The organism is Curtobacterium sp. MCBD17_019 (assembly GCF_003234555.1).
Taxonomy (GTDB): domain Bacteria; phylum Actinomycetota; class Actinomycetes; order Actinomycetales; family Microbacteriaceae; genus Curtobacterium.
Map to the genome: position 1 here is coordinate 214,926 of NZ_QKTT01000003.1, position 21,616 is coordinate 236,541.

Annotated in this window: 20 protein-coding genes; 4 read left to right on the plus strand and 16 right to left on the minus strand. The window is 71.4% G+C overall.

Going from position 1 to position 21,616, the window contains the following annotated elements:
- Positions 1-198 precede the first annotated feature (198 nt).
- Positions 199-1,560, minus strand: a complete 1,362-nt coding sequence (locus DEI82_RS04545) for a replication-associated recombination protein A (RefSeq protein ID WP_111009363.1) — start codon at positions 1,558-1,560, stop codon at positions 199-201.
- 149 nt (positions 1,561-1,709) lie between these two features.
- Between DEI82_RS04545 and DEI82_RS04550 the strand changes: the two genes are divergently transcribed.
- Positions 1,710-2,549 carry a peptidylprolyl isomerase gene (locus tag DEI82_RS04550; protein WP_111035910.1) on the plus strand — a complete coding sequence of 280 codons (840 nt, stop codon included), beginning with the start codon at positions 1,710-1,712 and terminating at the stop codon, positions 2,547-2,549.
- 170 nt (positions 2,550-2,719) lie between these two features.
- Positions 2,720-3,952 (plus strand): DUF349 domain-containing protein, encoded by a 1,233-nt coding sequence (locus tag DEI82_RS04555; protein ID WP_181434787.1) that lies wholly within the window; start codon positions 2,720-2,722, stop codon positions 3,950-3,952.
- Between the two features lie 66 nt (positions 3,953-4,018).
- Here DEI82_RS04555 and DEI82_RS04560 read toward each other — a convergent pair whose 3' ends face one another.
- The 5 genes from DEI82_RS04560 to DEI82_RS04580 are packed head-to-tail and all read right to left on the minus strand — an operon-like array spanning position 4,019 to position 7,357.
- The gene (locus DEI82_RS04560; protein ID WP_111035965.1) at positions 4,019-4,972 is read right to left on the minus strand and encodes a bifunctional riboflavin kinase/FAD synthetase; all 954 of its coding nucleotides are present in this window, start codon (positions 4,970-4,972) and stop codon (positions 4,019-4,021) included.
- A gap of 2 nt (positions 4,973-4,974) precedes the next feature.
- Entirely contained in the window at positions 4,975-5,478 is a 504-nt protein-coding gene (locus tag DEI82_RS04565; protein WP_111035911.1) for a hypothetical protein, read from the minus strand.
- A 50-nt stretch (positions 5,479-5,528) separates the two neighbouring features.
- Complete coding sequence (locus DEI82_RS04570; protein WP_111035912.1) at positions 5,529-5,894, minus strand: hypothetical protein; 366 nt, start codon at positions 5,892-5,894, stop codon at positions 5,529-5,531.
- A complete protein-coding gene (gene truB, locus DEI82_RS04575; protein ID WP_111035913.1) occupies positions 5,891-6,826 on the minus strand; it encodes a tRNA pseudouridine(55) synthase TruB in 936 nt (311 codons plus the stop codon). Before truB ends, DEI82_RS04570 begins: the two co-directional genes overlap by 4 nt.
- Positions 6,827-6,880: 54 nt before the next feature.
- Positions 6,881-7,357 carry a hypothetical protein gene (locus DEI82_RS04580; protein ID WP_111013244.1) on the minus strand — a complete coding sequence of 159 codons (477 nt, stop codon included), beginning with the start codon at positions 7,355-7,357 and terminating at the stop codon, positions 6,881-6,883.
- Between the two features lie 103 nt (positions 7,358-7,460).
- Here DEI82_RS04580 and DEI82_RS04585 point away from each other — a divergent pair, with 103 nt between their 5' ends.
- Complete coding sequence (locus DEI82_RS04585; RefSeq protein WP_111013384.1) at positions 7,461-8,330, plus strand: A/G-specific adenine glycosylase; 870 nt, start codon at positions 7,461-7,463, stop codon at positions 8,328-8,330.
- Here DEI82_RS04585 and rbfA read toward each other — a convergent pair.
- From rbfA to DEI82_RS04635, 10 genes are all read right to left on the minus strand, one after another.
- Positions 8,306-8,788 (minus strand): 30S ribosome-binding factor RbfA, encoded by a 483-nt coding sequence (rbfA, locus tag DEI82_RS04590; RefSeq protein ID WP_111035914.1) that lies wholly within the window; start codon positions 8,786-8,788, stop codon positions 8,306-8,308. The two genes, DEI82_RS04585 and rbfA, sit on opposite strands and share 25 nt — an antisense overlap.
- Before the next feature lie 87 nt (positions 8,789-8,875).
- Positions 8,876-11,638 carry a translation initiation factor IF-2 gene (infB, locus tag DEI82_RS04595; RefSeq protein WP_111013242.1) on the minus strand — a complete coding sequence of 921 codons (2,763 nt, stop codon included), beginning with the start codon at positions 11,636-11,638 and terminating at the stop codon, positions 8,876-8,878.
- Positions 11,639-11,710: 72 nt separating this feature from the next.
- The gene (locus tag DEI82_RS04600) at positions 11,711-12,061 is read right to left on the minus strand and encodes a YlxR family protein (protein ID WP_309146638.1); all 351 of its coding nucleotides are present in this window, start codon (positions 12,059-12,061) and stop codon (positions 11,711-11,713) included.
- A gap of 53 nt (positions 12,062-12,114) precedes the next feature.
- A complete protein-coding gene (gene nusA, locus DEI82_RS04605) occupies positions 12,115-13,107 on the minus strand; it encodes a transcription termination factor NusA (RefSeq protein ID WP_111013240.1) in 993 nt (330 codons plus the stop codon).
- Positions 13,108-13,277: 170 nt separating this feature from the next.
- Positions 13,278-15,089 (minus strand): proline--tRNA ligase, encoded by a 1,812-nt coding sequence (locus DEI82_RS04610; protein WP_111009175.1) that lies wholly within the window; start codon positions 15,087-15,089, stop codon positions 13,278-13,280.
- A 78-nt stretch (positions 15,090-15,167) separates the two neighbouring features.
- Entirely contained in the window at positions 15,168-16,316 is a 1,149-nt protein-coding gene (ispG, locus tag DEI82_RS04615; protein WP_181434785.1) for a flavodoxin-dependent (E)-4-hydroxy-3-methylbut-2-enyl-diphosphate synthase, read from the minus strand.
- A 120-nt stretch (positions 16,317-16,436) separates the two neighbouring features.
- Positions 16,437-17,765 carry an RIP metalloprotease gene (locus tag DEI82_RS04620; RefSeq protein ID WP_258371956.1) on the minus strand — a complete coding sequence of 443 codons (1,329 nt, stop codon included), beginning with the start codon at positions 17,763-17,765 and terminating at the stop codon, positions 16,437-16,439.
- Between the two features lie 140 nt (positions 17,766-17,905).
- Entirely contained in the window at positions 17,906-19,018 is a 1,113-nt protein-coding gene (locus DEI82_RS04625) for a 1-deoxy-D-xylulose-5-phosphate reductoisomerase (RefSeq protein ID WP_111035916.1), read from the minus strand.
- A gap of 2 nt (positions 19,019-19,020) precedes the next feature.
- Complete coding sequence (locus DEI82_RS04630; RefSeq protein ID WP_146242826.1) at positions 19,021-19,977, minus strand: FKBP-type peptidyl-prolyl cis-trans isomerase; 957 nt, start codon at positions 19,975-19,977, stop codon at positions 19,021-19,023.
- Between the two features lie 88 nt (positions 19,978-20,065).
- Positions 20,066-20,533, minus strand: a complete 468-nt coding sequence (locus DEI82_RS04635; RefSeq protein WP_111009180.1) for an OsmC family protein — start codon at positions 20,531-20,533, stop codon at positions 20,066-20,068.
- Positions 20,534-20,580: 47 nt separating this feature from the next.
- Between DEI82_RS04635 and DEI82_RS04640 the strand changes: the two genes are divergently transcribed.
- A complete protein-coding gene (locus tag DEI82_RS04640; RefSeq protein ID WP_111035917.1) occupies positions 20,581-21,576 on the plus strand; it encodes an asparaginase in 996 nt (331 codons plus the stop codon).
- The last annotated feature ends 40 nt before the right edge of the window (positions 21,577-21,616 follow it).

Here is a 21,616-nt window from a genome sequence, read left to right on the forward strand (position 1 = left end):
ATCACCTGCGGAGCTCCGCTGACGCGGATCGGACCGCCCGTGACGGGATCCAGAGGGATGAGCCTGTGGGATCGGACGGCTACAGTCCGAACCGCGGTCACTGCGGTCCTCGACGCAGCCGCACGCGAGGACCCGGACGTGGGCGCGAACAGCATAGCAGGGCGGCCGCGGCCGTCGGAAGCAGCGAGGCCGTCCGTGTCAGGATCCGCGGATGATGCGCCGCAGTCGGTCGAGTCGCGGTCCGACCTCGCGCTCGTTCCCGTTCGTCGTGGGGCTGTAGTACTCGGTGCCCTCGAGGACGTCGGGGAGGTACTGCTGTCGCGCAACCCCGTGCTCGGCGTCGTGCGCGTAGACGTACCCCTTGCCGTGGCCGAGCCGCTTCGCACCGGGGTAGTGCGCGTCGCGCAGGTGGGTGGGGACGACTCCCATCCGGCCCGCCCGGACATCGGCGATCGCCGCGTCGATGCCGGTGTACGCGGCGTTCGACTTGGGTGCGGTGGCGAGGTAGACCACCGCCTCGGCGAGGGGGATGCGGCCCTCGGGCATCCCGATCAGCTGCACGGCCTGGGCTGCGGCGACCGCGATCGGGAGCGCCTGGGGATCGGCCATCCCGATGTCCTCGGACGCCGAGATGATCACCCGGCGCGCGATGAACCGCGGGTCCTCGCCCGCCTCGATCATGCGGGCCAGGTAGTGCAGCGCGGCATCGACGTCGCTGCCACGGATCGACTTGATGAACGCGCTGATGACGTCGTAGTGCTCGTCCCCCTGCCGGTCGTACCGCAGGAGCGCGCGGTCCACCGCGGCCGCGATCGTCTCGGCCGTGACGACCGGCACGGTCTCGTGGTCGTCCGACGCCGCGATCGCCGACTGCGCGGCCGCCTCGAGGGCGGTCAGGGCACGGCGGGCGTCACCCGAGGCGAGTCGGACGAGCGCCGCACGGGCCTCGTCACCGAGGACGACGGTCCCGGCCAGTCCACGAGGATCCTCCACGGCGCGGTCGACCAGGGTCCCGAGGTCCGCGTCGGACAGTGGGCGCAGTGTCAGGAGCAACGACCGGGAGAGCAGGGGCGCGATGACCGAGAACGAGGGGTTCTCGGTCGTCGCGGCGATGAGGACGACCCAGCCGTTCTCGACCCCCGGCAGCAGGGCGTCCTGCTGGGCCTTGCTGAACCGGTGGATCTCGTCGAGGAACAGGACGGTGGTCGAGCCGTAGAGATCGCGGTGGGCGAGGGCGCGCTCCATCACCTCACGCACGTCCTTGACGCCTGCGGTGACGGCGCTCAGTTCGACGAAGGCCCGACCGGAAGAACGGGCGATGGCCTGCGCGATGGTGGTCTTGCCGGTGCCCGGTGGACCCCAGAGGATGACCGAGACGCCACCGGGACGGTCGTCCGCTCCGGACGCCAGGGACACGAGTGGTGATCCGCGCCCGAGCAGGTGCCCCTGCCCGGCGACCTCGTCGAGGCTCGTCGGCCGCATGCGCACGGCGAGCGGCGCCGCGCCCTGACCGACGCCCGGCGCGCTCTGCACGCCCGTCACCGACCGGTCCGCTGCCATGTCGCCCATGGTAAGCGGCGGCACCGACACGATGCGCGGGACCGGGAGGACGCCACCACCGCAGGCCGCGGCGATCGGTCATCGGGTCGTCCACTACGATCCTCCCTGGCACCGGGGCGGCCGGGACGCGGGACCAGGGCGGAGGACACGTGGCACCGAGGAACCAGGGCAGGGATGCCAGGGAGGCGCGCGACCGCCTCCGTCTGTACCAGGCGCGCCAGGGCCTCCACGACCGGCGACGCCGGAGGCGGCGGCGGGACGACCTCGTCGCACTCGTGGCACTCGTCGTCGTCGCGGCACTCGCCACGGGCTCACAGCTCGTGCACGACGGGCGGGCGACGGCCTCCGCATCAGCATCGGCATCGGCATCGGCGTCGGCGTCGGCGTCGGCGTCCGCCACGAGCACGCCGACCCCGTCCGCCAGCGCCACCGCGGCGGACACCGGGAACGTGCCGAGCGCGTCCATCGCGAAGGCCTCGACCTGGACCGGCAGGCTCACGCTCAACAAGACGGTCACGTTGGACATCGAACTCGACGGGAAGGCCGCACCCCAGTCGACGAGCGTCCTGGTCGACCTCATCCGCAAGCAGTTCTACGACGGCACGTCCTGCCACCGGCTCAGCGTCACGAAGGGGGCACAGTTCATCCAGTGCGGCTCCGCCAACGGCGACGGCACCGGGGACGCCGGGTTCGAGTACGGACCGCTCGAGAACGTCCCCGCGGACGGCGACTACCCGACCGGCACGATCGCCATGGCCCGGAGCAGCTCGCAGTACTCCCAGAACACGCAGTTCTTCATCACCTACGGCGACACGCACCTCGACGGCTCGACCGGCGGCTACACGGTCGTCGGCAAGGTGACCGCGGGGCTCCCCCGGCTCCGGAAGACGATCACGTCGAAGGGGATCGGCACCGCCGGCAGCGACGGTACCGGTGCGCCGAAGGTCCCCACGACCATCACGGGCGCGACCATCGCCATCGAGCGGTGACCCACGGCCTCCCCGGCGGAACGGTTGGTCCTGTGTCGGAGGTGCCGCCGCCACCGGCCGCCCACGCCCCTGGCAAGTGACCCGTCGCCATCACAGCCCGTGCAATAGGCTGGCGTCCTGACCGGCCGACGGTGACGTCGGCGAGCACGACCACGATCGAGGCGAGACCTGTGGGACCTGACGAAGCAACGAGCTGGGGGCGAGTCGACGAGACCGGGACGGTGTACGTCCGGTACGGCGACGGCGAGCGTGCGGTCGGTGAGTACCCCGACGCCGCCCCGGAGGAAGCCCTCGCCTACTACGCCCGGAAGTACGCCGACCTCGAGGGTCAGGTGCGGATCGCCGAGCAGCGCGCGCAGCGCGGCGCTTCGGCGTCCGACATCGGCCGGACGGTCGAGCACCTCCGCACGGCGCTCGCCGACGCTCGGGTGGTCGGCGACATCCAGGCCCTCGAGCGGCGCGTGGACGTCCTCGGCGAGCAGGTCGGCTCCCTCGGTCGTGAGCAGGCCGAACAGGCCGAGCAGGCCCTGACCGACGCGCTGGCGTACCGACGGGGCCTCGTCGAGGAAGCCGAGGCACTGGCGGCGGTGGATCCGGCACGGGCGCAGTGGAAGCAGATCACCACGCAGCTCGACGACGTCTTCGCCCGGTGGCAGCGGCACCAGCACGATGGTCCGCGGATCCCGAAGAACGAGGGCAACGAGCTGTGGAAGCGGTTCCGCACCGCCCGTTCCACCGTCGACCAGCACCGCCGTGCCTTCTACGCCGATCTCGACGCGCAGCACCGCGAGGCACGGTCCCGCAAGCAGGAACTCGTCGACCAGGCCGAGGCGCTCGCGACCCGCGGCTCGGACGGCATCCCCGCGTACCGCCAACTGCTCGAGGACTGGAAGCACGCCGGCCGCGCGGGCAAGCGGTACGACGACGCACTGTGGAGCCGGTTCAAGGCCGCGGGTGACGTCCTCTTCGCGCAGAAGCACGACGAGGTCGCCCGCGAGTCCGAAGAGTACACGGCGAACCTCGACGCGAAGCTCGCGCTGCTGACCGAGGCCGAGCCCCTGCTGCAGGAGACCGACCGGGTCGCGGCACGCCGACGCCTGACCGACGTCCAGCGCCGGTGGGACGAGATCGGTCGCGTGCCGCGCGACCGCGTCCGCAGTGTCGAGGACCGCATGCGTGCGATCGAGTCGCACGTCCGCGGGCTCGAGGACGAGCACTGGCGCGAGTCGGACCCCGAGCGCAAGGCCCGGTCCGCCGGGCTCGCGAGCCAGCTCGAGGACGCCATCGGCAAGCTCCAGGCCGAGCTGAACGACGCCGAGGCCTCGGGCGACACCGCTCGGATCAAGGCCGCGCAGGAGGCCCTGGACGCCAGGAGGATCTGGCTGGACGCACTGGGATCGTGACGTCGTCGGCGACCCGCTCGTCGGACATGCCCGGGTCGCGCCGCCGGCCGCTGGTCGACCCAGCAGCTAGTCGACGCCCAGGATCAGCCGGATCTCGCGGTCGTCCTGCCGCATCTGCGCCGCGAGCGCGTCCATGCCGTCGAACGCGACCATGCCGCGCACGTAGGCGACGAACATCACCGTGATGACGTCGTCGTACAGGTCGATGTCGACGTCGAGCAGGTGCGCTTCGATCTGCTTCTCGGGGACGCCCTCGAACGTCGGGTTGTTCCCGACGGAGACCGCGGCCGGGTAGGTCCGGCCCCGATGCAGCACCCGCGCGGCGTACACGCCGTCCGCGGGCACGAACCCCTCGCAGTCGGGATCGAGGTTGGCGGTCGGGTAGCCCATCTCGCGCCCGCGCTCGTTGCCGTGCACCACCGTGCTCCGCACGGCGTGGTCGCGGCCGAGCAGCCGCGCGGCCTCCGCGACGCGACCGACGGACAGCAGCTCGCGGATCCAGGTCGACGAGACGCGCCGTTCCCCCGCGGGCCGGCCGTCGTCGACGAGGTCCACGTCATCGATCAACCGGACGGAGAACCCGTGCTGCTCGCCGAGGCGCCGGAGCAGGTCGACGTCGCCGGCACCGCGGGCGCCGAACCGGAAGTCGCTCCCGACGAGCACGACCCGTGCGTGGAGGGCACCCACGAGGACGCGCGCGACGAACTCGGCGGCGGGCAGCGACTGCAGGGACTGGTCGAACGGCAGCAAGAGGGTCGCGTCCACCCCGGCCGCCTCGAGCAGCTCGCGCCGCTGCCGGATGCTCGTGAGCGCCGGTGGCACGTGCCCGGGATCGAGCACCGACAGCGGGTGACGGTCGAAGGTCACGACGGTGGACACGAGGTCGTGTTCACGCGCGGCGTCCTCGAGCTGCGCGATGACGGCGCGGTGCCCGACGTGGACGCCGTCGAACTTGCCGATCGTGACCGCGCTCGGACCGAAGCCCGCCGGGACCTCGGCGAGGTCGGCGAAGTACTGCATCGTCACTCCCCCGAGGTCGCGGCGTCGGCACGACCGGCCGCGGCCCGTTCCGCGTCCGGCTCGGGCGCGACGCGCGACGACGACGGGTCCGTCGCGATGGCCTGCACAGCGGCACGGTGGTGGGTCCGCAACCACCACAGCCCGGCGACCGGCAGGACGAGGGGCACCCAGTAGTACCCGGCTCCGAAGCCCGACCACACGGTGTCGTCGGGGAACAGGGCGTGGTCGAACAGCGACAGGAACCCGATGACGACGACTCCGACCATCTCGAACCCGATCGTCACCCAAGCGACGCGGTACCAGGTGCGGCCCGGGGCGATGAGCGCGACCATCGCGACGATGTAGACCACGGCGGACAGGGCACTCAACGTGTAGGCGAACGGCGCGTGGTGGAACTTCTCGATGATCTGCACGACGCTGCGTCCGGTCGCCGCGAGGGCGAGGATGCCGTAGACGGCGATGAGGACGCGACCGATGCCGGTCGCGCGAGAGGACTTGGTCGGCATCGCCCCGATTCTAGCGGCCGGGAGGCGCGGCTCGGTCTGGCGCTGGCCGGTCACGCCTGGGCGAACCAGATCTGGGACATCCGGTAGACCATGACCGCGACGGTGAAGGCTCCCGCTCCGAGCACCACGGTGCTCCACCGGGTGCGGTCGATGAGGGCCCAGACGATCGCCGCAGGTGGGACGAGCAGCACCGACACCGCGTACACCCCGAACTCGAGCGCGTTGCCCCTCGGCGGGTTGCCCACCACGGGTTGCACGATCGCGACGACACCCTGGGCGATGAGCAGGAGCTCGATGAGCACGAGCGCGCCGACGGTCGGGTCGTTCGGCTTCCAACCGATCAGGCCGACCACGACGCAGAACAGGCCGGTGAGGGCCGCGAAGCCGACCTGGACCCAGGTGAACCAGTCGATCATGCGTCCGCTCCTGTCGGGAAGTTCGTGATGACCCGCAGCGCGCCACGTCGGACGGACACGAGTCCGACGAGGCGGTCGTCCGCCGCGGCGACGGCCGCGACCGGACCGTCGGTGTCGGCCAGGTCGGTCGGCACCCGTTTGCCGTCGCTGAGGTCCCGTGCCGCTGCGGAGTCGAGCACGACCTCCCGGAACAGGACGCGGGCGACGTCCGCCGGACGGCGCAGCCGGGCCCGGACGTCGACGTCGTCGTCCTCGAGCACGACGGCGTCGGCGACGGCGAACGCTCCGATCCGGGTCCTGCGCAGTGCGGTGAGGTGGCCACCGGTCCCGAGGGCCACCGCGACGTCACGGGCGAGGGCGCGGACGTAGGTGCCGGAGGAACACTCGACGTCGACGTCGAGGTCGACGACCGGGGTCTCCACGCCCTCCACGACCACGACCAGGTCACGCCGGGCCAGGACGTCGAAGCGCGCCACCGTCACACGTCGCGGTTCCAGCTCGACGGTCTCGCCCGCGCGCGCCCGGGCGTACGCCCGTCGGCCGTCGACCTTGATGGCGCTGACCGTGCTCGGCACCTGCTCGATGGTCCCCCGCTGCGCGCCCACGGCCTCCTCGAGCCGGACGTCGTCGAGCGCGTCCGGGAGCAGTCCGGGGGACGCGACCACGGCACCGTCGGCGTCGTCGGAGTCGGTCGCGACACCGAGGCGGATCGTCGCGGTGTACCGCTTGTCGAGGCCGACCAGGTGCGTCAGCAGACGTGTCGACGGCCCGACACCGAGGACGAGCAGACCCGTCGCCATCGGGTCGAGGGTCCCGGCGTGCCCGATCTTGCGGATGCCGAAGCGTCGGCGCGCGATCGAGACCGACCGGTGGCTGGAGATGCCGCCCGGCTTGTCGACGAGGAGGATCCCGTTGGGGGCCGGTTCGAGCACCGGGAAAGGGTAGCAGCGCCGGCGCTCAGCCGGCGTCGCACAGGTCGCCTCCGGCTAGCACGCGTCCGCCCAGTTCCGCCGCGGGTGCTCGGGGTCCGTCACGTCGAGGACGGCCGACGCAGCACCCTTCGGGTCGTCCTGACGGACGTACGTGGCGAACGGGTCGTCGGCGCGCGGCTCGGACCGATCGTCGCGCTCGACCCACAGGGACCAGCGCCAGAGGGACCGCACGGAGCGCGACAGCAGACGCTTCCCCGTGACGACGAGGATCCCGGGGTCGGTGCCGATCGTCCGGAAGGGATCGACGACCTCGGCTCGGAGGCCATCGGCATCCGTCGAGGACGCCGCGGCGTGCATGGCCTTGACCCCCTGCTGCTCGAGTGCCGCGACGAGGCCCGCTGCGACGCGCTCCAGGTCGACGTCCGGCCCGCCGTCGACCGCGATCACCGTCCGAGCGGCGCCCGCATTGTGCGCGACCTCCGTCGCGATCGCCTGCATGGTGTCGGTCTCCTGCGGTGCCCATCGTGCCATCGCTCCACCGTAGGCTCTCCTGGTGGTCCCCGTTGCGCGCCCCGAGCAGCCCTCGGACGTCTCCCCAGACGTCGTCGCCCGGGAGGCCCGACCCGGCCCCGACATCGCGACCCCGCTCATCGCGTGGTTCCGCCAGCACGGCCGCGACCTCCCGTGGCGACGACCCGGGTTCCCCGCCTGGGGCACGATGGTGAGCGAGATCATGCTCCAGCAGACACAGGTCGCACGGGTCGTCCCACGGCTCGAGGCGTGGCTCGCGCGCTGGCCGACGCCGGCCGCCCTCGCCGCCGACCCGCCGTCCGAGGCGGTCCGTGCCTGGGACCGGCTGGGCTACCCGCGACGCGCGCTCGCGCTGCACGCCGCGGCGACCGCCATCGTCGACCGACACGGGGGCGTCGTCCCATCGGACGTCGACGCCCTCCTCGCGCTCCCCGGCATCGGCGACTACACGGCACGGGCGATCGCGGTGTTCGCCTTCGGGCTGCGCCACCCGGTCGTCGACGTCAACGTCCGCCGGGTCCTCGCCCGGGCGTTGCTCGGGCAGGCCGAGCCGGGGCCGGCGAACGCTCGACGTGACCTGCCGCTGATGGCTGCGGTGCTGCCTTCCGACCTCGAGGACGCGGCTGCGACGAACGCGGCGGTCATGGAGCTCGGCGCGCTCGTGTGCGTCGCGAAGCGGCCCGCATGCGACGTGTGCCCGATCTCCGATCGATGCCGTTGGCGCGCGCAGGGGCACCCCGCGCACGACGGCCCGCGGGCGCCCCGGCAGTCGCGGTTCGCCGGGAGCGACCGACAGGTCCGCGGGCTGATCATGGCCGAACTCCGGGCCAGCGACGTCCCGGTGACCCTGGACGAGATCGCGATGGTGTGGCCCGACGCCGAGCAGCGCGACCGCGCGCTCCGATCGCTGGTGCGGGACGGGCTCGCCGTCGGATCCGACGCCGTCGGCTACTCGCTGCCCGGGTCCGCCTGACGGGTGACGACGTCGGCCGAGTCCTCGTCGTCGTCCTCGTCGTCGTCGTGTCGGTACGGGTCGGCGTCGCCCGCGTAGGACGCGGCCGACGCCTGTGCCCGCGCCGCGGCGTCGCGGTCACGCGCTTCGGCGAGCAACGCGTCGATGTGCGCAGCGTTCTCCGGCACGGCGTCGGCGATGAACTCGAGGGTCGGGGTCAGCCGAGCCGTGATGTTCTTGCCGACCTCGCTGCGGAGCATGCCGGTCGCGGACTTCAGCGCCGCTGCGGTGTCCTGCCGCTCCTCGTCCGAGCCGTACACGGTGTAGAAGACGGACGCGTGCTGCAGGTCGCCGGTCACCTGGACGTCCGTGATCGTGACGAATCCGAGACGCGGGTCACGGATGCCCTTGTCCAGCCGCCTGGCGACGATCTCCTGGATGCGGTCCGCCATCTTGCGGGCGCGCTGTGGGTCGGCCATGGGGTCCTCCTGGTGGTGTGGGAACGAGGGCGGGGCCCCGCCGGGACGCGGTGTGCGTCCCGGCGCGGCCCCGCCGGACGAGCGGACTCAGCCGCGCGGCTTCTCGACCATCTCGATGGTCTCGATCTCGTCGCCGATCTGGATGTCGTTGTACTTGCCGAGACCGACGCCCGCCTCGAAGTCCGTCCGGACCTCGGTGACGTCGTCCTTGAACCGGCGCAGCGACTCGATGGCGAGACCGTCGGCGAGCACGACGCCGTCACGGATGACGCGCGCCTTGGCGTTGCGCGTGATCGTGCCGGACCGGACCACCACACCGGCGATGTTGCCGAACTTCGACGAACGGAACACCTCGCGGATCTCCGCCACACCCGACTGGACCTCTTCGAACTCGGGCTTGAGCATGCCCCGCAGGGACTGCTCGATGTCCTCGAGTGCCGAGTAGATGACCGAGTAGAAGCGGATGTCCACACCCTCGCGAGCGGCACGTTCCCGTGCCTTCGTGTCGGGGCGGACGTTGAACCCGATGATGATCGCGTTGTCGACCGTCGCGAGGTTGACGTCCGACTCCGTGACCGCACCGACACCGCGGTGGATGATCCGGAGCTGGACGCTCTCGTCGACCTCGATCTTGAGCAGCGACTCCTCGAGCGCCTCGACGGCACCGGAGACGTCACCCTTGATGATGAGGTTGAGCGCGTCGACCTTGCCCTCTTCGAGTGCACGGGTGAAGTCCTCGAGCGAGATGCGCTTGCGGGCCTTGGCCAGCTGGGCGTTGCGCTCGACGGCCTCGCGCTTCTCGGCGATCTGGCGGGCCGTGCGGTCCTCCTCCGTCACCAGGAAGGTGTCACCGGCACGCGGCACGCTCGACAGACCCTGCACCTGCACGGGACGACTCGGCGTCGCGGCCTCGACCGCGTTGCCGTTCTCGTCCATCATCGCGCGGACGCGGCCGTAGGCGGTACCCGCGACGATCGCGTCGCCGACGTGCAGCGTCCCGGACTGGATGAGCACGGTCGCGACCGCACCGCGTCCCTTGTCGAGACGCGCCTCGATGGCGACACCGCGGGCGTCCTTGTCGGGGTTGGCACGGAGATCGAGTCCCGCGTCGGCCGTGAGCAGCACGGCCTCGAGCAGGGCGTCGATGTTCGTGTTGTTCCGCGCGGACACGTCGACGAACATGACGTCGCCGCCGTACTCCTCGGCCACGAGCCCGTACTCGGTGAGCTGCTGGCGGACCTTGGCGGGGTTCGCGCCTTCCTTGTCGATCTTGTTCACCGCGACCACGATCGGCACGTTCGCCGCCTGGGCGTGGTTCAGGGCCTCGACCGTCTGCGGCATGATGCCGTCGTCGGCCGCGACCACGAGGATCGCGATGTCCGTCACCTGGGCACCACGGGCACGCATGGCGGTGAACGCCTCGTGACCCGGCGTGTCGATGAACGTGATCGGGCGCTCGATGCCCTCGTGCTCGGTGATGACCTGGTACGCACCGATGTGCTGCGTGATGCCGCCGGCCTCACCCGCGACGACGTTCGCGTTCCGGATCGCGTCGAGCAGGCGGGTCTTGCCGTGGTCGACGTGACCCATGACCGTGACGACCGGCGGACGAGCGACGAGGACCGAGTCGTCCTCGTCGTCGAGCTCGGCGTCGAGGTCGATGTCGAAGCCCTCCAGGAGCTCCTTGTCCTCGTCCTCCGGGGAGACGATCTGGATCTTGTAACCGAGCTCCTCGCCGAGGACCTCGAAGGTCGCCTCGTCCAGCGACTCGGTCGCGGTCGCCATCTCACCGAGGTGGAACAGCACCGTCACGAGGTTGCCGGGGCTCGCGTCGATCTTGTCCGCGAAGTCCGAGATGCTCGCACCACGACGCAGCCGGACGACCGTGTTGCCGTCGCCGCGCGGGACCTGCACGCCGCCGATCGACGGCGCCTGCCGCATCTCGTACTCGGCGCGCTTCGTCCGCTTCGACTTGCGAGCGCGGCTCTTGCCGCCACCACGACCGAACGCACCAGCGGTGCCACCACCCGGACCACGGCCACGACCGCCACCGCCGGCCGGACGCGCGGGTCCGAAACCGGGGCGCTGGAATCCGCCACCGGCACCGGCTCCGGCACCACCGGGACGCTGGAAGCCACCGCCCTGGCCGCCACGGCCGGGCCCACCCGGACGCTGGCCGAAGCCGTTCGGACGCGCACCCTGACCAGGCCCACCCGGACGCGGAGCACCGGGGCGGGGAGCACCCGGACGCGGCGGCTGCGGACGCGGGATGCCACCCGTACCGCCACCCGGACGCGGCATGCCCTGGTTCTGCGAGAACGGGTTGTTGCCGGGGCGGGGCGGGCGCGAGCCCATGCCCTGACTCGACGAGTAGGGGTTGTTGCCCGGGCGCGCGCCGCCCGGCTTCGGGCCGGGGCGTGCGGCGCCCGGCTTCGGCGCCGTCGACGATGCGGCACCGTCGACCTTGTCGGCCTGGTTCTTCTGCGCCTGGGCCTTCTGAGCGGCCTCGGCCTGCGCCTGCCGCTCGGCCACCGACATGGGGGCGGCCGGACGCGGCGCGTCGTTCACCGAGGGCTGCTCCGCTGCGACGGGCGCGGCGGGCGCGGGTGCCGGTGCGGCGGGGCGCGGTGCCTGCGGGCGCGGCGCGGCCTTCGGTGCCGCCGGCTTGGTCGCCGACGACGACGTCGCGCCAGATGCCTCGAGCGCCGCGCGGAGCTTGCGGGCGACGGGCGGCTCGATGCTCGAGCTCGGGCCCTTGACGAACTCGCCGAGCTCCTTGAGCTTCTCGAGCGCGGTCTTGCTGTCGACACCGAGCTCGCTGGCGATCTCGTGTACGCGTGGTTTTGCCACTGTTCTCCTTCTCGGGTCCCACCCGAGAAGGGTGGGACTCACTGAGTGATGGGTCTCATTTCGAGCCGCTCATCAGTTGTCCATAAGCCGTTCAGCCTGTTCTGTCGTGTCGAGGTCCCGTGCCGGGTCCTGGCCCGACCGGAGTCGTTCCAGGTACTCGCGGACCGCCGACGTGTCCGGTTCACGATCCAGCCGCAGCGCGCGTCGGAAGGCCCGACGCGAGACGGCCAGCTCGTACGCATCGACCGTCGGGGTGATCCACGCGCCCCGGCCTGGCATGACTGCCTTCGGATCCACCACGACGCGGTCGCCACGGGCGACGACTCGGAGGAGGGAGGATCGGGGTGCACGGCGACGACTGCCGATGCACGTTCTGACGGGTTCCACTCTACTCCCTGCCTCGGACGGACGCGATCCCGGCACGCCAACGAGGCGGTGCGGTCAGCGAACGACCGCGCGCGCTCCGCATCCGGCGCTCAGTCGCCCTCGAGGATGGAGTCCGGCTGGATGTCGATCCGGGCACCGGTCAGCTTCGCCGCGAGGCGGGCGTTCTGCCCCTCTTTCCCGATGGCGAGCGAGAGCTGGTAATCCGGGACGAGGGCGCGGACCGCCTTGGTGGACTTGTCGATCACGAACGAACTCGTGACCTTCGCCGGGGAGAGGGCGTTGCCCACGAAGGTCGCGAGGTCCGGCGAGTAATCGACGATGTCGATCTTCTCGGCCCCGAGCTCGTTCGTGACCGCACGGACGCGCTGGCCGAGCTCCCCGATGCAGGCACCCTTGGCGTTGACGCCGGGCTCGTTCGCCTTGACCGCGATCTTCGTGCGGTGACCTGCCTCGCGCGCCATGGACACGATCTCGACCACGCCCGACGCGATCTCGGGGACCTCGAGCGCGAAGAGCTTGCGGACGAGACCCGGATGCGTCCGGGACACGGTGATCTGGGGGCCCTTGTGTCCCTTGCCGACACTCGTCACGTACACGCGGAGCCGCTGACCGTGCGGGTAGGTCTCGCCAGGGACCTGCTCCTCGGGCGGGAGGATGGCCTCGATCGTGCCGAGGTCGACGTGCACCATGCGTGGGTTCGGCCCCTGCTGCACGACGCCGGCGACGATGTCACCCTCTTTGCCACGGAACTCGCCGAGGACCTTGTCGTCGCCGATGTCCCGGAGCCGCTGGTTGATGACCTGCTTGGCCGCGAACGCCGCGATGCGACCGAAGTCGTTCGTCTCGTCGACGGACTCACCGACGACGGTGCCGTCGTCGTCACGCTCGGGGACGTAGACACGCACCTGGCCCGACTTGCGGTCGAGCTCCACCCGCGCCTGCGGGTCGGCCGGCTCACCGTTCTCGGCTGCGTGCTTCTGGTACGCGGTGAGGATGGCCTGCTCGATGATGGTGACGAGTTCGTCGAACGGGATCTCCCGCTCCCGTTCCATGAGCCGCAGCACCGCGAGATCGATCTGCATCGAGGGCCTCCAGTATTCAGATGATGGGAACCCCGCGCTCGGACACCGCGCGGAAGGCGGCGTCCAGGATAGCGCACGTCGACCGACCGCCGGCGCCGCACTTCCTGTCCGACGACCGGGAGGCACGACGCAGGCCCGTCGATCCGGACCGGATCGAGTGGACGGCGCGATCAGATCGCGCGCACGGCGGCGAGCACCTCGGCGACCGGGACCTCGCGACGCTCCCCCGCCGCACGGTCCCACAGCTCCACCACGCCGTCGCCCGCGTTCCGGCCCGCGACGACGACCACCGGGACACCGATGAGCTCGGCGTCACCGAACTTGACACCCGGCGACACCTTCGGCCGGTCGTCGTACAGGACGTCCATCCCGGCGCGCTCGAGCTCGGCGATGATGCCCGACGCGACGTCGTAGGCCACCTGGTCCTTGCCGGTGGCCACGACGTGGACGTCGAAGGGCGCGACGTCCTTCGGCCAGACGAGCCCACGGTCGTCATTGTGGGCCTCGGCGAGGATCGCCATGATGCGCGTGATGCCGATCCCGTAGGAGCCCATCGTCACCGTGGCGAGCTTGCCCCGCTCGTCCTGCACCTTGAGACCGAGCGCCTCGGCGTACTTGCGCCCGAGCTGGAACACGTGCCCGATCTCCATGCCGCGCGCCGTCTCGAGCGGACCCGAGCCGTCGGGAGCGGGGTCCCCCGGTCGCACGTCCGCGACCTCGACGACGCCGTCGGCCACGAAGTCGCGCCCGGCGACGAGCCCCGAGACGTGACGCCCGGCGGTGTTCGCGCCCGTGATCCACGTGGTGCCGTCGACGACCCGCGGATCGAGGAAGTACCGGAGTCCGGTCTCGCTGTCCGCGCCGAGGAACTGCCGCACCGAGCCCTCGGTCCCGTGCCCGGCAGCGGCCTCCTCGATGAACGACGCGGCCGTCGGACCGATGTACCCCTTGACGAGCGACCGGTGCTTCGCGAAGTCCGCGTCCGTTGCGGGCTCGACCTCGGCCGGGGCGAAGGCGACCTCCGCACGCTTCAACTCGACCTCGCGGTCGCCGGGGAGCCCGACGACGACGATCTCGCGCGTGCCGTCGAGGTGGGTGAGCGCGAGCACCACGTTCTTCAGCGTGTCCGATGCGCTCCAGCCGCTTCCGTCGCGCGGCGCCACCGCGTTCGCGTGCTCCACGAGGCTCGCGATCGTCGGCGTCTCGGCCACGGGCAGGAGGACGGGTGCCGGGAGTCCGGTCGTGGGCGACGCCTCGGGCACCGGGGTCGTGTACGCCTCGATGTTCGCCGCGTACCCGCCGGCACTCCGCACGAACGTGTCCTCGCCGACGGCGATCGGGTGCAGGAACTCCTCGCTCCGGCTCCCACCCATCGCGCCGGCGTCGGCCTGCACGATCACGTACTCCAGGCCGAGGCGCGTGAAGATCCGCTCGTAGGCGTCGCGCATGACCTGGTAGCTGGCGTCGAGCCCGGCGTCGTCGATGTCGAACGAGTAGGCGTCCTTCATCGTGAACTCGCGCCCGCGGAGCAGACCGGCACGAGGCCGGGCCTCGTCGCGGTACTTGTCCTGGATCTGGAACAGCGTGACCGGCAGGTCCTTGTACGACGAGTACAGGTCCTTGACGATGAGCGCGAACATCTCCTCGTGCGTGGGCGCCAGCAGGTAGTCCGCACCCTTGCGATCCTGGAGGCGGAAGATCCCGTCCCCGTACTCGGTCCAGCGGTTCGTCGCCTCGTACGGCTCGCGCGGGAGCAGTGCCGGGAAGTGGACCTCTTGTGCGCCTGCGGCGGTCATCTCCTGGCGCACGATGGCCTCGATCCGGCCCTTGACCCGCAGCCCGAGCGGCAGCCAGGCGAAGATGCCGGGCGCCTGCCGACGGATGTAGCCCGCGCGGACGAGCAGCTTGTGGCTCCTCACCTCGGCGTCCGAGGGATCGTCGCGGAGCGTGCGGAGGAAGAGGTGCGAGAGCCGTGTGACCACGCGGAAAGCCTACCGGCCGCGCAGGACGCCCGGACGGCCCGCAGCAGGACCACCCGCGCGCCGTCCGGTCCGACGCATCTACGCGGTGACGACCTCGGGGCTGCCGACCTCTCCGGCGGGCATCTCGGCCGCGAGGCGGTTCGCCTCGGCGATCAGGGTCTCGACGATCTCGGCCTCGGGCACGGTCTTGATGACCTCGCCCTTGACGAAGATCTGGCCCTTCCCGTTGCCCGACGCCACGCCGAGATCGGCCTCGCGCGCCTCACCCGGTCCGTTGACGACGCAGCCCATGACCGCGACGCGGAGCGGGACCGTCATGCCCTGCAGGCCCTCGGTGACGTCGTTCGCCAGCGTGTAGACGTCGACCTGTGCCCGGCCGCAGCTCGGGCACGAGACGATCTCGAGCTTGCGCTCGCGCAGGTTGAGCGACTGCAGGATCTGCAGGCCGACCTTGACCTCTTGCGCGGGCGGTGCGGACAGCGACACGCGGATGGTGTCGCCGATGCCTTCACCGAGGAGGATGCCGAAGGCGGTCGCGCTCTTGATCGTGCCCTGGAACTCCGGTCCGGCCTCGGTGACGCCGAGGTGGAGCGGCCAGTCCCCCCGCTGCGCGAGCAGTCGGTATGCCTGGACCATGACGACCGGGTCGTTGTGCTTGACGGAGATCTTGAAGTCGTGGAAGTCGTGCTCCTCGAACAGCGAGGCCTCCCACACCGCCGACTCGACGAGGGCCTCCGGCGTGGCCTTGCCGTACTTCTGCAGGATGCTGGGCTCGAGCGACCCGGCGTTCACACCGATGCGCAGCGAGACGCCGGCGTCCTTGGCTGCCTTGGCGATCGCACCGACCTGGTCGTCGAACTTGCGGATGTTGCCCGGGTTGACCCGGACGGCCGCGCAGCCCGCGTCGATCGCCTGGAACACGTACTTCGGCTGGAAGTGGATGTCCGCGATCACCGGGATCTGGGACTTCTTCGCGATGATCGGGAGCGCGTCGGCGTCATCCTGGCTCGGGACCGCCACGCGCACGATGTCGCAGCCGGACGCGGTGAGTTCCGCGATCTGCTGCAGGGTGGCGTTGATGTTCGTGGTCGGCGTCGTGGTCATCGACTGCACACTCACGGGCGCGTCGCCGCCGACGAGGACCTTGCCCACCTTGATCTGGCGCGACTTGCGGCGCGGAGCGAGGGTGACGGGGGCCTTGGGCATACCGAGATTGACTGCTGGCACGGTCGGCAGCCTACGCGTTCCCGGTGACAGCCCGGTGACCGGCGGCCGACAGTCCGCTGTCGGCGTGCCTCCCGGGCCGGGGCGACGGGCGGGGCCGACGGCGGGGCCTCCCGGTCGACCTCAGCCGAACACTCGGACCGGACGCACGATGTCCGCGTAGATGAGGAGCAGGCTCATGCCCCCGAGCAGGACGACGACGGCGAACGTGAGCGGCATCGTCTTGGCCAGGTCGATCGGGCCCGGGTCCCCGCGGCCGAGGAGCTTGGCCGTTCGACGCTTGACGGCCTCCCACAGTGCGCCCGCGACGTGCCCGCCGTCGAGCGGCAGCAGCGGCACGAGGTTGAGCACGAAGAGACCGATGTTGAGCGCGCCGAGCAGCGACAGGATCGTGTAGATCTTGTCGACGACTGGGACGCCGCTCGCCGACGCCACGGTCCCGATGGCGCGGCCGACGCCGACGACGCTCACCGGGCTGTCCTGCGCGCGCTGTTGCGATCCGAACGCGGCGTTCCACACTGCGACGAGTCGCTGCGGCAGGTCGAGGATGAGCGACGCCGACGCCTCGGTCTGTGCCCAGACCGCGGGCAGGACCGCCGCCGGCGACTGCCGGACCAGCGTCTGTCCGATCGAGACGCCGACGACGCCGACGCGTTCCGTCTTCGTGCTGCCGTCCTGCTCCTTCGCCACCGTGCCGTCGGCGCGGTAGACGTCGCGCGTCGCCAGCCGGGGCGTCACGGTGATCGTGCGCCGCTGCCCGTCGCGGAGGACCGTGAGTCGCACGGGCGAGCCGGCCGACCGCTGCAGGATCGTCGTCAGCTCGGTCGTCGAGACATCCGACCGGCCGTCGACCGCGAGCACCGCGTCGCCGGCACGCAGTCCTGCCCGCTTCGCCGGGGACACCGGATCGTCACTCGTGCACCGGGTCGACTGCGACGTCGGCAGCACGCACGCGGTCGTGCCCGCGATGCTCGTCGTCGGCGCGCCGAAGCCGCACAGCAGGACCGCGAACAGCACGATGCCGATCACGAGGTTCATGGCCGGGCCCGCGATCATGACGATGATCCGCTTCCACGGTGTCAGTCGGTAGAACGCTCGCTCGTCCCCCTGTTCGGCGATCTGCTCCGCGCTGGCGTCTCGGGCGTCCTGCACCATCGCGCTGTAGAACCCGGTGTTCGTGATCGGTGCGGGTCTGCCGGACGCCCGCGGGGCGAGCATCCCGACCATCGAGATGTAGCCGCCCAGGAGGATCGGCTTGACCCCGTACTCCGTGTCGCCGCGGCGGAACGACCACAGCGTCCGCCCGAACCCGAGCATGTACTGCGTCACCTTCACGCCGAAGAGCTTGGCGAAGAACAGGTGTCCGAGCTCGTGGAGGCCGATCGAGACCAGCAGGCCGACGACGAACACGACGACGCCGAGGACGAACAGGAGCACGGATCCGGGGGTCACCGGGGTAGCGTACGGGACCCTCGCCAAGCAGCAGCCGAGGGACCGCTGAGCGGCGACTGCTCATCGCGGAGTCACCGTGCCGTGTCGGGCATCGACGACGGGTCGGGAGACGGGCGTCCTGCCGGGAGGCGCGGTGCGCGTCAGCGACGCAGCAGACGATCCGCCTCGGCGCGCGCCCACCGCTCCGCCGCGAGCACGCCTTCGAGCGAGGACTCCCCCGCGTCGTGCGCGTCGACGACCCGCTCCACGGTGTCGACGATGTCGAGGAACCCGATCGTGCCCGCGTGGAACGCCGCGACCGCCTGTTCGTTCGCGGCGTTGAACACCGCCGGATAGGTCCCGCCGCGCTCCCCCACCTGCTTCGCCAGCCGGACGGCGCCGAAGGCGTCCTGGTCGAGCGGCTCGAAGGTCCAGGCGGACGACCGTGTCCAGTCGAGTGGCACGCCGACGCCCGCGACACGGTCGGGCCACCCCAGACCGAGCGCGATCGGCAACCGCATGTCGGGCGGGGAGGCCTGCGCGATCGTCGAGCCGTCGACGAACTCGACCATCGAGTGCACGATCGACTGCGCGTGGACCGTCACGTCGATGCGGTCGTACGGGACCCCGAACAGCAGGTGCGCCTCGATCACCTCGAGGCCCTTGTTGACGAGCGTCGCCGAGTTCGTCGTGACGACGAGACCCATGTCCCACGTCGGGTGCGCGAGTGCCGCGGCCGGGGTCACGTCGGCGAGCTCCGCCCGTGAGCGTCCGCGGAACGGGCCTCCCGAAGCGGTCAGCACGAGCCGGCGGACCTCGGTGGCGGACCCCGCGCGGAGTGCCTGCGCGATCGCGGAGTGCTCGCTGTCGACCGGCACGATCTGACCGGGTGCCGCCGCCGCCTGCACGAGCGGACCCCCGACGATGAGGCTCTCCTTGTTCGCGAGCGCGAGCAGGGCACCCGTCTCGAGGACCGCGAGCGTCGGGCCGAGCCCGACCGACCCGGTGATGCCGTTGAGCACGACGTCCGCCTCGACGGCACGAACCAGCCGTTGGGCGTCGGCCGCGCCGAACGCGACCTCGGTGACGCCGAACCGCTCGGCCTGCTCGGACGCCAGTGCGCGGTTGGTGCCGGCCACGAGGCCGACGACCTCGAACCGATCCGGGTTGCGTGCGACCACGTCGAGGGCCTGGGTGCCGATCGACCCCGTGCTCCCGAGGACGACGATCCGACGCTTGCCGTCCGGGTGCGCGCTCGATCCGGCGCTCGTCACGCTCAGCCCTTGGCGAGGATGTCGACGACGAACACGAGGGGCGCGTTCTTCGGGATGTTCGATCCCTCGGGCGGGTTCGCACCGTACGCGTCCGCGGCCGGGATGGCGATCATCACCTGGGAGCCGACCTTCTGGCCGACGAGGCCGGTCACGAACCCCGCGATGAGCTGGCCGTCCTGCACGGTGAAGCTCGCCGGCTGTCCGCGCTTCCAGGTGGAGTCGAAGACCTTGCCGGTCGCGTAGACCTCGCCCTTGTACTGCACGAGCACGGTGTCACCCTTGGCGACCGTGTCACCCGAGCCGAGCTTGATCACCTCGGTCGTCGTCTTGGCGGGCGCAGCCGTCTTCGGGATCGTGATGGTCGGCTCGCCGCTCGAGGCGTCCTTGACGGTGGGGAGGGAGGGGTCCTGCGTCTGCGGGTGCCCCGTCGACTTCTTGGCGGTCGTGCCGATGACGTCCGCCACCACGACGATCTGGCCGGTGGTGCCGAACCCGAGCGCCTTGCTCGAACCGACCATGGCCAGGCGCGACCCCACGTTCGCGCAGCCGAGGACCTGACCGAACCCGGTGCCACCGACCGAGAGCACCTGCGGGTCACCCTGATCGAACCCGACGGAGCCGAGCTTCTTCGCCGTCTTCGCCTGGTACACGGAGTACGAGACCTTGATGAAGTCGCCGTCGGCGAGCGCCTTGCCGCCACCCTTGACGACGCGCGACGCCTGCGTGGGGCTCGCCGACAGACCCTTGGCGAAGGTGACCTTCGGCGCGGTCGTCCCGCCGAAGTCCCCCGAGACCCGGATGCTGCGCGACGCGGAGCCGGGCGACGGGCAGGCCGCCGACGACGAGCTCGCGCTGGCCGAGCTGGAGGCACCACCACCCGACCCGGACGAGGAACACGCGGCGAGGCCGAGGACGACCGCCGGGACGATCAGGAACGGGACGAGACGGAGACGCTTCACGAGGACCTTCGGTTGGGGTTGAGGTGCGTTCGGGCGGACGACGGCCGCTTCGACCGGACCAGTCTGCCGCACCGTTCCCGTGTGCTCGTCAGCGCACGCGGATCACGGGCTCGTGCCGGACCGGGAACGAAACGGACCGGGCGATGAAGCACAGGGACGAGGCCCGGGCGTGCGCGGCGGTCGCGTCGGCCACGCGGTCCGGCTCGAGGATGGTGACCACGGGTCGGAGCAGCGCGTCGGTGAGCTCGCCGGAGCCGTCGGGGTGGACGTCGAGGTGCCCGGTGGCGCGGTCCTCGTACTCGACGACGGTGATCCCGGCGAGCGCGGCGACGTGGAGATAGCTCAGCATGTGGCACTGGGCGAGCGCCGCCACGAGGAGGTCCTCGGGGTTCCAGCGGTCCGCGTCGCCGCGGAAGGGCTGCGCCGCCGAGCCGGGGAGGTCCGGTTTGCCCGCCGCGGACACCACGTGGTCGCGGCCGTAGGCACGGTGGTCGGACGTGCCGGTTCCCCGGTCGCCGGTCCACCGGACCTCGACGGTGTGGTCGTGGTCGAGCATGGAGCCTCCTGCCGAGGGGGTGTGACACCGCGGTTACACTCCCCATCATGCCGGGAACCGCCGACGTCCGCTCCGACCGCCACCCCCTCACCGCGGACGGGTCGGTCGAGCTGGCCGTCGTGTCCCGCTCGGGCTTCGACGAGAGCCGGCACGTCGGCGCCGGCGTGGTCGTCGACGCGGACGGGCGGATGGTGGACGTGGCGGGCGACGCAGCCGCGAGCGTCTGGACGCGGAGCACGCTGAAGCCGTTCCAGGCGATCGCGGTCCGTCGGACGGGAGCGCGGTTCGAGGGAGCGCAGCTCGTGCTCAGCACCGCGAGCCACGCCGGTACGCCCGCGCACCAGGAGGTCGCTGCGGCGATGCTCGCCGCATGGGGTCACGACGAGGACACGTTGGGATGCCCCCCGGACTTCCCCTTCGACGGCGCGACCGCACGACGGATGACCGCACCCCGTCGTCTGGCGATGAACTGCTCCGGCAAGCACGCGGCGATGCTGGCCTCCTGCGTACTGAACGGATGGGACCGGTCGACCTACCTCGCCGTGGACCACCCGCTGCAGCGCGTGGTGGTCGACACGGTGGAGGACCTGACCCGTGAGTCGGTCGACGTCGTCGGCGTGGACGGCTGCGGTGCGCCCGTCGTCCCGTTGACCCTGCACGGCCTGGCCCGCGGCATCGCGACCGTCGTCGGCCCGACGGACGCGGACGGTCGGGCGTTGACGACGGCCGTGCTCGCGGAGCCGTGGGCGATCGACGGGCCGGGTCGCGCCAACACCCTCACCATCGAGCGTCTCGGGGTGTTGGCGAAGCTCGGTGCCGAGGGCGTCATGGTCATGGGGGTACCCGGCTCCGGTGCGGTCGCCGTGAAGGTGCTCGACGGATCACAGCGCGCCGGCACGCTCGCGGCGCTGACGCTGCTCGCCCGTTCCGGCATGGTCGACCCCGACGACGCGCGTGCCGTCATCGCGGCGTCCGTCCCGTCGGTCCTCGGTGGTGGGCAGCGCGTCGGGGGCGTGCGGCCCGGGCGCGGCCTCGTGGCCTGAGGTCGCGGGCGACGGACGGAGCTCGACCGGCGGTCGGCCT